Raw genomic sequence first — 12,582 nt, 5'->3', positions numbered from 1 at the left:
AATTTAGCTTAACATTCGTGCCGTTACTTTGATGCCATAAAAATACCCCTTGTGAAACACTATTCGGATGCACAACTTTTACTTGAACTGCAGAGCGGTAACGACGGGGCATTCAGGGAAATTTATGAGCGCTACGCCGATAGGTTAATTGCCTTCGCGTTAAAGAAAACGCAAAACGAGGATGAAGCGATGGATATGGTGCAGGAACTGTTTCTATCCATATGGAAAAATCGTAATACCATCCAGGTAAATGGTGCGCTTGAAGCTTACCTCATGGTTTCTGTTAATTACATGAGCTATAAGTGGTACAAAAAGCAAAGCACAAAGCCGCGACCTTTAGATGATGTTTCCGAATTACAGGAAACTTATGAACACAGCACCGACCAAAAACTTTCCCTTGCCGAATTGCACCTACTGATAAACCAGGAAATTGCGGATATGCCCGAAAAGATGCGCCAGGTGTATCTGTGCAGCCGTGAGCAGGATATGACCGGCCCGCAAATTGCCGAGTTTTTAGGCTTATCGCACCAAACGGTACGCAACCAGATCAGCAACGCCTTAAGCAGGTTGAAGAAATCTGTTCAGAAGTATTATGATGTCATCCCCTTTGATAATTACAGCAGATTTTTGTTGCTGATTATTTTTTTCAAAAAGTTATAGTACACTCCTCTGTCTCGGGTCACTTATCAGGTATAAAGCCCCTGTTAGGTGAATCAAAGAGAAATAAAAAAACTACTCAATAAGTTTAACGCCGGCAAATGTACCGACGAGGAATTGCAGCTTTTACAACAACTGATGCATAACCTTGACATGGACGCCAAAACCGGCGACAATGTTAAAGCCCTTAAGCAGCCGCTTTGGGAACGTATAGAAAAACAAACCATAGAAAGAGGTAAAGTCCGCAGGCTAAATACCACCTGGTTAAAAGTAGCTGCGGCTGTTTTGGTAGCTGTATGTGCCGGACTGTTCTATTCAAAATTAGCTACCCATAAAAATGAACAAATTGCTTACCAGGTAATCACTGCCCCTAAGGGCAGCATGAAACAGGTAATGCTGCCAGATAGCTCAACCGTTCAGTTAAATGCAGGCACATCGTTAAAGTTCCCGGTTAGTTTTGGCGATACGAAAAGAGAAGTAACGCTGATAAATGGCGAGGCGTTTTTTGACGTGAAACATGATGTGAAGCGGCCATTTATGGTGCATGCCGCAAAAGTTATTACTCAAGTACTTGGTACATCGTTCAATATCAAATTTTATAAGGAGCTGCCCGACATACAGGTTTATGTGAATAGCGGGAAGGTAGAGGTGCATGATCAGCGCCATACATTGGGTTTTTACACACCCAGGCAGCAGGTAACCTATAACAAACAACATGAAAGCTTTACGCGCCAGGAACTAACGGCTGATCATTCGCTGAGCTGGATGCATGAGGAGTTGATACTGGATAATGCGTCATTTAAGGAAATTACCGTTTATCTGCAAAACCGCTATAACGTGAATTTTAAATACAATGAAAAACGATTAGCGCAGCAGCATTACTCGGTTAGGTTTTCAAATAAGTTGAATATCAGACAGGTGCTGGATATACTCCAGTTTATTGACGGCCGAAAGTATAAGTTAAACGGAGATACGGTAAATATTAGATAACAATATAAAAAGGAAAACCAATGCCTGCTCCAACAGGCACTGGCTCAATTAAGTGTAGCTGCCAAAACTAAAAGCCAACAGGCAGTTACTAATCACTTTAAAAACAAATGTATGGAAAAATCTTTAACCCGGATTTCAAGAAGATTAATCTCAGCAATTTTATTGCTGGTAACAACCCTGACGGCAGTATTGCCCTCACGCGCCTTCGCCGAGCGTAGTGTGTCGCTGATGGATCAGCCGGTAACCGTAAAGTTTGCCGATGAAACCATGGACGCCTCGCTCGAGAAACTCAAAAAAGCGGTAAATACCGTTGCATTTAACTACAAGATGGATGATGTGGCCGCGGTAAAAGTAAAGGCAAATTCATTTGTTAACAAACCATTAAAAGATGTGCTTAACGCTTTAACTGCCAATACACAATTGGAGTACCGCGAAAAATACGGCACTATTATTATCTCGCACAAAAAGGTGGTACGTGCACCCGAAAAAATTACGGTGACCGGAACAGTGAACGATAAAGACGGTCCGCTGGCCGGCGTGGCTGTACGCAGCAAAACTTCAACTGCCGCCACTTCAACCGACGTTAATGGTAATTTTAAAATTACTGTTGAAAAGGGTGAGGTGCTGGTATTCAGTTTTATCGGCTACAAGAGCCGCGAAGTTGCCGCCGGTCAATTTCCGCTTAGCATTACTTTAGAAGCTGACGTTACCGGTTTGAACGCCGTAGTAGTGGTAGGTTATGGCACACAAAAAAATACCGACGTAACCGGTTCGGTAGGTTCATTAAAAGTTAGTAATGTTAAAGATCGTTCGGTAGGTTCGGTGACTGAAATGCTGCAGGGACAAATTGCCGGTGTTACAGTTTTGAACGAAGGTGGTGACCCAACTTCGGGCCCAAGCATCAGGTTACGCGGTCAAAGCTCTTTCAATAATGAAGGTCCGCTGATGGTTGTTGACGGTACCATTTATAACGGCGGCCCCATCGATCCTTCGGACATCGAATCTATCGACGTATTGAAAGATTCATATGCTGCCATCTATGGTGCCAAGGCTGCTGGTGGTGTAATTTTGATCACTACCAAACGCGGTAAACAAGGTAAAACCAATCTTGACATTACCGCAAAAGGCGGCGTACAAAACGCCTTGAAAATATTACAGGCCTTAAACGCTGCCGATTATGCAGATGCTATAAATACTGCTTATGATAACGCAGGCAAAACCCGCTTACCTGCATTTGATGGTACTATAAACCCTGATTCGCGCGTAACCCGTACCAACTGGACAGATGCCTTGTTCAGAACAGGCTACATACAAGATTATAATCTGAATATCAGCGGCGGTAGCGAAAAATCTACTTTTTATATTTCGGGAGGGTATCGTAAAAATGATGCGATTCTGTTAAATACCAATGCTATCCGCTATAACTTTCGGGTAAACTCCGATCATCAGATCAATAACTGGTTAAAGATTGGCGAAAGTTTCTCTTATTCATATAACAACGGTCAGGGTGCTAATACTACAAGCGCTTACACTGGTGCTATCTTATCGGCTATATTTTATCCGCCAAACGCTTCTATTTACAATGCCGATGGCAGCTTTGGTGGCGTACCCGCCCAATACGCAGGTTCATATGGCGACGTTATCAACCCGGTTGCTTACTTAAAGCGCCTGGATAACAGTGATGCTGTAAACAGCTTTAACGTGAACCCCTATGTAGAAATAAACCTGATCAAAGGCTTAAAATTCCGCTCAAATTTAGGTATTACCAAAAACTCAGAAACTATCAAAAACTTCAGCACACGAGTGCTGGAGCCCGGTAAAAAGTTTTTTGATAACTTCCTTTTCCAGGAGCAAAACAATACACGCACTATCCTGGCCGAGCAAACTTTAAACTTCGACAGGACTTTTGGTAATCATCACGTAAGTGCTTTGGCAGGTTATACTTATCAGAATGATACCCAGGAGTTTTTTAGCGTTAACACAGATAACTACCTGAGCGAAGATCCTGCTTATCGTTATATCATCAACGGTAGTCTTAACCCAACAGGCGTACCGCTACAAGGCAACAAGAACGAATCTGCTTTGATCTCATACCTGGGCAGGATCGGTTATGATTATGCCGGTAAATACTTTGTCAACGGTATCATCCGTCGTGATGCTACCTCATTATTATCAAGCAGCAACCGTGCTGAAGTTTATCCTGGCGTATCGGCTGGTTGGTTAATTAGCAAGGAATCATTTTTTCCTACCGATGCATTGGTGTCATTTGCTAAGTTAAGGGCGAGTTACGGTCAGTCGGGTAACCTTGCAGGTTTACCAAGCTTCCCAACTTCAGTTTCGTTAACCAAAACTGCCGGTTATTTAGGTAGCCCGGCTACAGCTATTACAGGTTCGGCTGTTGATGGCTTGGCTAACCTTAATCTTAAATGGGAAAAAGCTACACAAACAGATATTGGTGTTGATTTAGGCCTGATGAACGGTAAGATCAATGTTACTGCTGATGTGTTTCAGAAAAGAAATAGCCGTTTCCTGTTCCAGCCACCGGTTGCAGCTGTTTATGGCGTGTCAAACCCCCCGTTTGTTAACGGTGGTCAGATCACCAATAAAGGTATTGAGTTAGCAGTTAAATACCAGGGGAGCGTTGGTGAATTCCATTATAATTTAGCAGCTAACGGATCATACATCAAAAATAAAATTGATAACATACTTCCAGGTCAGCAAACCATCCTTTCTGGTCCAACAGTAAGGGATAACCTGGTGCCTGTGTGGTTACAACAGGGGTATTCTTTGTATTCGTTCTTTGGATACAAAACCGCGGGCTTATTCCAATCGCAGGATGAGGTAAATAATTATAAAGGATCTTCGGGTACGCTTATTCAACCAAATGCAAAACCAGGCGATATCAAATTCCAGGACCTTAATAATGACGGTAAAATAACCGAGGCCGACAAAACTTACCTGGGTACGCCTTTCCCTAAAATTAGCTATGGTTTTACGGCAAACTTTAACTATGGCCCGTTTGATATGAGCGTATTTTTGCAAGGTGTAGCAGGTAATAAACTTTTCAATGCTGTTAAATACACAGGTTTAAATGCATCTATCCAAAACTATAACCTGCTGGCCGACGCTAAAAATGCCTGGACACCAACCCATACAAACACCAATATCCCGCGCTTATCTGCAAGTGATGCAAACGGCAACTTTGGTAACGTATCTGACTTTTATGTTGAGAACGGTTCATACATGCGTATCAAAAACGTAACGCTTGGTTACACACTGCCAAAAGCGCTGATGACTAAAATTGGTGTACGCAGCGCCCGCATTTTTGCCAACGCGCAAAACCTGGCCACATTTACCAAATACAGAGGTCTTGACCCCGAAGTTGGTATCAACCAAAACGGCGTTGATTTAGGCTTGTACCCACAGGCAAGGATTATTTTAATAGGTGTTAACGTAGGCTTATAATTAATCAGGAACCACAATTAAGAAGATATAGAAATGAAATTCAAAAATATAATTAGCAAAGGCTTAATGGGTGCAATGGTTATTGCACTGGCCCAAAGCTGTAAAAAAGGCACTTTAGATAATATTAAACCAACCGGTACGCCAACCAGTACAAACTTCTGGAAAACTGCTGCCGATGCCCAGGCAGCGGCCAATGGTTTGTATGAAAAACAAAGTAACAGCGAAGACCTTTATGGTCGCGGTTTCTTTTGGTTCATTAATGCCAGCGATGACATGGTTGTTGGCCGTACATCTGCCGATAGGGAAAATATCAAAAACTTTATCTGTACCGGCAACGAAAGCAGTATTTACGCTCCATGGCAACTGCATTTTGTAGTGATGAAACGTGCTAATGACGTCATCAACAACGTGCCGAACATCAACATGGACGCAGCTACCAAAAACTTTATTTTGGGCCAGGCTTACTTTATTCATGCTGTAATGCACCTGGAAATTGCCGATTTATACGGATCAGACAAACAAGGTGCTCCTTTGCAAAATCGCGCTAATCCATTAGCATTCCCGGTGCAATTGCCCTCAGTTAAAGATAACTACGCTTATATTGAGGCTGATTTGAAAAAGGCATCTTCTTTATTACCTTATTTTGATAAGCTTGCTGCTGCAGATAAAGGCCGCGCGCATAAAACTGCTGCTTTGGCATATCTCGCCAAAACTTACCTGCATGCTAAGGACTACGCTAATGCCGAAAAATATGCTGATTCGGTTATCCTGAGTGGTAAGCACGCTTTGTTAAGTAATTATGTTGATGTGTTTAAGATCGCCAATAACTATAGCTCAGAATATATCTGGTCGGTGGCAAGCAGCCTGAATGGTCAAAGCATTTTGCCGGGTGCAATGCTGGAGAATAAAGGCTGGGGCTTATACAACGGCTTTGGTTACTATCAGCCAACCAAAGAATTGGTTGATGAATTTGAAGCAGGCGACAAAAGGCTGCCAGCTACGATCCTGCAAAAAGGCGATAGCTTCCAGTATTTCGGTCAAACTTATACTTACCCAATTGGTGGTAAAAGCAACAGCTTAACCGGATACCAGTTTAATAAATATATGGAGCCTTTTAGTTATGCAGGTGGCATCCACGTAAGCCCTAACGGCGATGAGCCATCTACAGATTTAAACGTGCCATTATTGCGTTATGCCGAGATCTTGCTGATCAAAGCCGAAGCGCAGATCATGCAGGGCAAAAACGGTGATGCCGCGCTTAACCAGGTGCGTGTACGTGCAGGATTGCCCCCGATTACTAATGCCACAATGGCAAACCTCAAACACGAACGTCGTGTTGAGTTGGCAGGTGAGTGGAGTGATCGTAACTTTGACCTGGTACGCTGGGGCGATGCACAGGCAATTTACGCAAAACCGTTACACGGTTCGGATGGCTCAATTGTATGGAAAGCTCGTAACTTTGACCCGGCGAGGGATAACGTTTGGCCAATTCCACCAAAAGATATCCAGATAAGCCAGGGCCAGCTGAAACAGAATGCCGGCTGGTAATTGACACATTGAAACTTACAAAACCGGGCTCAGCCCGGTTTTGCTATATCTATACAAAATGAAAAAAAGTACTACCCTAATTACGCTGGCAGCGTTGCTGGCAAACGTTGGTTTAACGGCCAACGCACAGGTTAAAAACTATACCGTAGCCGACGCGCATTCCCATAACGATTACAAAAACAACATCCCTTTTTACCGGGCCTATGAAAAAGGTTTCGGTTCTATCGAGGCCGACTGTTATGCTGTTAACGGACACCTGATGGTGGCGCACGACAAAAAGGAGATCGACGCCAAACGGTCGTTAAAGATCCTGTACATCGACCCGCTGATTGAAAAGTTTAAACACGATCAGCAGCGTCATTTAAGACTGCTTGTCGAAATTAAGGAAGATCATAAAGCCGTATTGCCGTTGGTGATTAAAGAACTAAAGCCGCTGGAACAATATTTTGATTATGAAGGCCATCCGGGTAGGTTATCGATAGTCATGACGGGTGCTGTACCACCGCCGGCAGAAATGACTAATTACCCCGCCTGGATTTCTTTTGATGTAGACCATATGAGCGGTTTTACACCAGCGCAATGGAAAAAGATTGGCATGGTAAGTTTTCCGTTTGGCAAATACATGCACTGGAACGGTAAAGGTGTATTGAATAAGGAAGAGATTGCAAGGATAAAAGCGGGAATCGATAGCGTACATAACTCCGGTAAAAAGGTCCGTTTTTGGGAAACGCCCGATACTAAAAGCAGCTGGCTGGCGCTGATCCGTTTAGGTGTTGATGTAATTGGTACCGATAAAATAGAAGAGCTTGGCGATTTCCTGAACAAGAAGCCAGCAAGCGAATACGCAGCGCCACAAGCGTATGGCATTTATAAGCCAACTTATAAATCGGACGGCGCGGTTAAGAAAGTTAAAAACATCATTTTGTGTATCGGCGATGGTATGGGTTTATCGCAGATCTATTCGACCTATACCGCCAACCGCGGCCAATTGAATATTTTCCAGATGCTGAATATCGGTTTTTCGGTAACCAACTCTGCCGATGCCTATATCACCGATTCGGCCGCCGGGGCAACTGCTTTTGCATCGGGCCAAAAAACTAACGACAGGGCAGTAGGTGTTGATCCGTCAGGCAAACCATTGAAATCATTGGCTGATTACAGCGCCGAAGCAGGCAAAAAGACTGCCGATATTGTGGCCTGTGAAATGACAGACGCTACCCCCGCGGCTTTTTATGCGCATGATTCGGAGCGGAGCCATTCTACAGCAATCGCCAGTCAAATTACTTCATCTCCAATTGATATTTTCTTAGGCTCATCATATAAAGATTTTATCTGGCCGGTTAATGGCGAAAGCCCTATAGATAAGATGAAGAAGAGGGGATATACCGTTATTCGCAACTTTGATGAGTTTTTGAATAGTTCGGCCCCAAAAATCCTGGCGTTAATGGATGATAGCGTAACCCGCCCAAAAATGGAGGGGAGGGGCAATTACCTGCCGTTAGCATTCAATAAAGTGACTCAAACATTTAAGAACGCTCCAAAAGGTTTTTTTATGATGATCGAGGGTTCGCAGATAGACCATGGCGGCCATGCAAATAACCTGAAACAAGTAATAACCGAAAATAGCGACTTCGATCGTGTAGTTGGCGACGCCCTGAAGTTTGCTGATGAAGATGGCGAAACCCTGGTAATTGTAGCCGCCGATCATGAAACAGGCGGCTTAACCCTGCTTGATGGCAGTATCAACAACGGTTATGTATGGGGCGATTTTAGCACCAACGATCATACCGGTACCCCTGTTCCGGTATTTAGCTACGGCCCGCATTCCCTGGATTTCAGAGGGGTTTATAGTAATACCGAGATCTTTAACAAGATTAAGTCGTTGTTGCAGTAGTAGCACATTGATAGCTGCCGTAGCTTAACAGAGCTTTTAAAGCCTAACGAAGCCTTTAAAACTTCGTTAGGCTAATGCTGTTTTGATGATATTTATAGCTTAATTGAAAGATACAATACAGCAGCAATGGAAGCCCCAACCAATGGGCCGATAATCGGGATCCATGCATAAGCCCAATCGCTCGTTCCTTTGCCTTTTATCGGTAATAGCATATGCATAAAGCGCGGCCCAAGATCACGGGCCGGGTTGATAGCATAGCCGGTAGTGCCTCCTAATGACAAACCGATTACCCAAACCAGTAATGCTACCGGGATAGCGCCTACTGAGCCCAGGCCAATAGGGGTTTTAGCGGGCGTGATTTCGGCACCGGCTATGTAGAAAATGGTGAAGAGCAATACAAAAGCACCAATTATTTCGCTGGCAATGTTTGATATGTAATTACGTACGGCTGGCCCGGTGCAAAATACGGCCAAAATAGAAGCCGGATCATTTGTGCGTTTAAAATGATCGTAATACATGATCCAAACTAAAAATGCACCGATACAAGCGCCCGCAAACTGTGCGATAATGTAGGGCACAACGTTTGCCCAGGCAAACTTACCCGCAATGGCGAGGGCTATGGTTACAGCAGGGTTAAGGTGCGCGCCGCTATACGGACCGGCAACAACTACCCCTACAAAAACGGCTAATCCCCAGGCAGTGGTAATTACTATCCATCCGCTGTTATTTCCCTTGGTATCTTTTAAAACTACGTTGGCCACTACACCATCACCCAACAATATCAGGAGCATGGTGCCTATCAGCTCGGCTACAAATGGAGACATGTTAAAATATTTAAAAGATGGATATTAAATAACTGTTACAGGATGCCCGGAATTTGACCAGCATTGAGCCGTGCTTACCGCACGTTTCCAACCCGCAATGCCCGATTTGACTTCGTCAAGATCATCACCTGGTGTAAACTCTGCTTCAGCTGCCCATAACTGTTGGATTTCGGCTATGTCTTTCCAATAGCCTACGGCCAGCCCGGCCATATAGGCTACACCAAGTGCTGTAGTTTCGGTAACTTCGGGCCGGATCACTTTGCAGTTTAATACGTCTGACTGAAACTGCATCAGCAGGTTATTGGCAGTTGCCCCACCATCCACACGCAGTTCTTTTATCTCCATGCCTGCATCAGCTTCCATCGCTTTAAGCACATCCATGGTTTGGTAGGCTATTGATGATAATGCGGCCCTTGAAATGTGGGCTGCTGTAGCACCCCTGGTTAAACCAACTATAGCCCCCCGGACTTCCGGGTCCCAGTAGGGAGCGCCCAAACCTGCAAATGCGGGTACAAAGTAAACGCCCGCGGTATCTTTTACTGATGTAGCCAGCTTTTCAACATCTGCCGACGTTTTGATAATACCCAGCCCATCGCGCAGCCACTGAACAACTGCGCCTCCTATAAAAATGCTGCCCTCAAAGGCGTAGGTGATCTCGCCGTTTATTTTCCAGGCAATGGTGGTAAGCAGGTTGTTTTTTGATTTGATAAACTCGTGCCCGATATTCATCAGCATAAAACAGCCGGTGCCATAAGTGTTTTTAACCATAGCCTTGTCAATACACATCTGTCCGAATAAAGCTGCATGCTGATCGCCGGCTATACCTGCAATCGGGATCCTTTGTGCAAATATGTTATTGGCGGTATGGCCATATAATTCGCTCGATTGTTTTACTTCGGGCAGTATGCTTCTGGGGATATTGAATAGCTGTAACAGTTCCTCGTCCCATTGCTGGGTGCGGATGTTAAACAACATGGTGCGGGCAGCGTTGGTTACGTCGGTTGCGTGTACCTCGCTGCGGGTTAGCTGCCAAATCAGCCAGCTGTCAACCGTGCCAAAGGCCAGTTCGCCGGCTTCGGCTTGTGCCCTGGCGCCTTCAACGTTATCCAGGATCCATTTAATTTTTGAGCCGGAAAAGTAGGCATCTATTACTAACCCTGTTTTATCGCGGATCATATCGCTATGACCATTTTGTTTTAGCTCGTCGCAAAAGGCAGCGGTGCGTCTGTCCTGCCAAACAATGGCATTATGGATGGGTTCGCCGGTTTTGCGGTTCCAAACTATAGTAGTTTCGCGTTGATTGGTTATGCCAATGGCTTTAATATTGCCGCCCCCCAGGCCTGCTTTTGCAATGGCTTCTGCGGCTACCCCAATCTGGCCTGCCCAAATTTCATTTGGGTTGTGCTCAACCCAGCCGGGTTTAGGGAAATACTGCTTAAATTCTTTTTGTGCCGAAGCAATAATTTTGCCTGCATGATCAAAAATTATGGCCCGTGAGCTGGTAGTACCCTGATCGAGCGCTAAAATGTATTCCTGCATAATTTGGTTTGGTTTACCTTGGTTTATTAATTGAATATCACATTAAATTTGTTTATTTTAATGTGGTGTTAGTATATAATTTTTTGCTGTTTCGTTAAATGCTTTAATCTGTGCTGCTTCCCATGCCGTATCTTTTCCCAGCTCACCGGCCATAAGGCGGGCTACTTCGGGAGCCATTTCAGTAGCTAAACGGGCATCTAAAAATAATACACGGGTGCGGCGGGCCAGTATATCTTCAACCGTGCGCGCCATTTCATTCCTTACCGACCAGATCACCTCAGCTTTGGTATACCTGCTTTTTGGATGAACAGGGTTTCTCCAATCAGGGTTTTCATTTTGCAGCGCTAAGATCTTTTCAATATCGACGCCATAAACAAACATGGGGTTGGTACGATCGGGGTTGGGGCGGCTGCCGTGGATAGCTAATGAAGCAGTTTTGCAAGGCTCGTTCTTAAGCCCGCCAATCTCAATAGCTTTATCAATAATGTCCTCAGCCATTTTGCGGTAGGTAGTCCACTTGCCGCCGGTTATGGTAATTAAGCCGGACGCGGAAACGATTAATTTATGGCTTCGGGAAATTTCCTTTGTTTTTGATGATCCATCCTGTGGGGCGGCAAGCGGTCGTAAACCCGCAAATACACTTAATACATCGGCACGGGTAGGGGCTTTGGTGAGGTATTTGCCCGCGGTTCGCAATATAAATTCCACTTCTTCATCCAGTGCCACCGGCTCAAGGCTGTGCGAGTTGATTGGGGTATCTGTAGTGCCTATCAATAATTTCTCATGCCACGGAACTGCGAAAAGTACGCGCCCGTCTTCCGTTTTAGGGATCATCAGGGCATCATCAGCAGGTAAAAAGGAACGGTCGAGCACAAGGTGTACGCCCTGGCTTGGCCTAACCATGGGCTTCTTTTCGGGGGTATCCATTTTTAGCACATCGTCAACAAATACCCCCGTTGCATTGATCACCGTTTTGGCTTTTAACTGATAACTGGTGCCGGTTTCAATGTCGGTAGATCTAACGCCTGTAATTTTATCATTCGTGGTTTTGATTAATCCGGTTACTTTAAAGTAATTCAATAAAGTTGCACCTTGCTCAACGGCGGTTTGTGCCAGGTTAATTGCCAGCCGCGAATCGTCGAACTGCCCGTCATGATAAACAACACCGCCGTGAAGCCCTTTTTCCTGGATGCCGGGCAGTCGTTTAATGGTGTCTTTTTTTGAAATATGTTTTGCACGGCCAAAGCTTAGTTTACCGGCGAGCAAATCATAAAGGCTGAGGCCGATAATATAAAAAACACCGTCCCACCAGGAGTAATTGGGGATAATGAAACTTTCGTTTTTTACAAGATGAGGCGCGTTTTTCAATAGTAATCCCCGTTCGCGTAAGGCTTCACGCACCAGGCCTATGTCGCCCTGTGCCAGGTATCGCACTCCGCCGTGTACCAGCTTGGTGGCACGACTTGATGTTCCTTTTGCAAAATCGGCCTGTTCCAGTAATAATACAGAGAAACCACGCGAGGCTGCATCAACTGCAGCGCCAAGTCCGGTAGCTCCACCTCCTATAATGATTAGGTCCCAAACCTTTTCGGTATCGTTGAGGTGGCTAAGGTTCGCTTCTCTTGTAAATGAGTTCATTTTATTTCGATATTTATTCAAATATAT

General features: G+C 44.7%; 8 protein-coding genes. 5 read left to right on the top strand and 3 right to left on the bottom strand.

The window, feature by feature from the left end; all coding sequences use genetic code 11:
- Positions 1–51: 51 nt before the first annotated feature.
- The 5 genes from ABIC84_RS14500 (at position 52) to ABIC84_RS14480 (ending at position 8,554) form a co-directional block, all read left to right on the top strand.
- Positions 52–660 carry an RNA polymerase sigma factor gene (locus ABIC84_RS14500; RefSeq protein WP_429263988.1) on the top strand — a complete coding sequence of 203 codons (609 nt, stop codon included), beginning with the start codon at positions 52–54 and terminating at the stop codon, positions 658–660.
- A 48-nt stretch (positions 661–708) separates the two neighbouring features.
- Positions 709–1,647 (top strand): FecR family protein, encoded by a 939-nt coding sequence (locus tag ABIC84_RS14495; RefSeq protein ID WP_429263987.1) that lies wholly within the window; start codon positions 709–711, stop codon positions 1,645–1,647.
- A gap of 111 nt (positions 1,648–1,758) precedes the next feature.
- Positions 1,759–5,112, top strand: a complete 3,354-nt coding sequence (locus ABIC84_RS14490) for a SusC/RagA family TonB-linked outer membrane protein (RefSeq protein ID WP_429263986.1) — start codon at positions 1,759–1,761, stop codon at positions 5,110–5,112.
- Between the two features lie 33 nt (positions 5,113–5,145).
- Complete coding sequence (locus ABIC84_RS14485; protein WP_429263985.1) at positions 5,146–6,660, top strand: RagB/SusD family nutrient uptake outer membrane protein; 1,515 nt, start codon at positions 5,146–5,148, stop codon at positions 6,658–6,660.
- A 58-nt stretch (positions 6,661–6,718) separates the two neighbouring features.
- The gene (locus ABIC84_RS14480) at positions 6,719–8,554 is read left to right on the top strand and encodes an alkaline phosphatase (protein ID WP_429263984.1); all 1,836 of its coding nucleotides are present in this window, start codon (positions 6,719–6,721) and stop codon (positions 8,552–8,554) included.
- Positions 8,555–8,646: 92 nt separating this feature from the next.
- Here ABIC84_RS14480 and ABIC84_RS14475 read toward each other — a convergent pair whose 3' ends face one another.
- The 3 genes from ABIC84_RS14475 to ABIC84_RS14465 are packed head-to-tail and all read right to left on the bottom strand — an operon-like array spanning position 8,647 to position 12,555.
- Positions 8,647–9,378 (bottom strand): MIP/aquaporin family protein, encoded by a 732-nt coding sequence (locus ABIC84_RS14475; RefSeq protein ID WP_091168235.1) that lies wholly within the window; start codon positions 9,376–9,378, stop codon positions 8,647–8,649.
- Positions 9,379–9,402: 24 nt separating this feature from the next.
- On the bottom strand, positions 9,403–10,917 hold the full coding sequence (gene glpK / locus ABIC84_RS14470) for a glycerol kinase GlpK (RefSeq protein ID WP_429263983.1): 1,515 nt from the start codon (positions 10,915–10,917) through the stop codon (positions 9,403–9,405).
- 57 nt (positions 10,918–10,974) lie between these two features.
- A complete protein-coding gene (locus ABIC84_RS14465) occupies positions 10,975–12,555 on the bottom strand; it encodes a glycerol-3-phosphate dehydrogenase/oxidase (RefSeq protein WP_429263982.1) in 1,581 nt (526 codons plus the stop codon).
- Between the last annotated feature and the right edge of the window lie 27 nt (positions 12,556–12,582).

This window comes from Mucilaginibacter sp. 3215, assembly GCF_050433785.1.
Classification (GTDB): domain Bacteria; phylum Bacteroidota; class Bacteroidia; order Sphingobacteriales; family Sphingobacteriaceae; genus Mucilaginibacter.
Note: the sequence above shows the minus strand (reverse complement) of the source record. Positions and strands in the feature narration are given on the sequence as shown.

Coding starts and splice junctions, on each gene's coding strand:
- ABIC84_RS14475 (WP_091168235.1), bottom strand. CDS start 9,378: ATGTCTCCATTTGTAGCCGAGCTGATAGGCACCATGCTCCTGATATTG.
- ABIC84_RS14485 (WP_429263985.1), top strand. CDS start 5,146: ATGAAATTCAAAAATATAATTAGCAAAGGCTTAATGGGTGCAATGGTT.
- ABIC84_RS14465 (WP_429263982.1), bottom strand. CDS start 12,555: ATGAACTCATTTACAAGAGAAGCGAACCTTAGCCACCTCAACGATACC.
- ABIC84_RS14480 (WP_429263984.1), top strand. CDS start 6,719: ATGAAAAAAAGTACTACCCTAATTACGCTGGCAGCGTTGCTGGCAAAC.
- ABIC84_RS14490 (WP_429263986.1), top strand. CDS start 1,759: ATGGAAAAATCTTTAACCCGGATTTCAAGAAGATTAATCTCAGCAATT.
- glpK (WP_429263983.1), bottom strand. CDS start 10,917: ATGCAGGAATACATTTTAGCGCTCGATCAGGGTACTACCAGCTCACGG.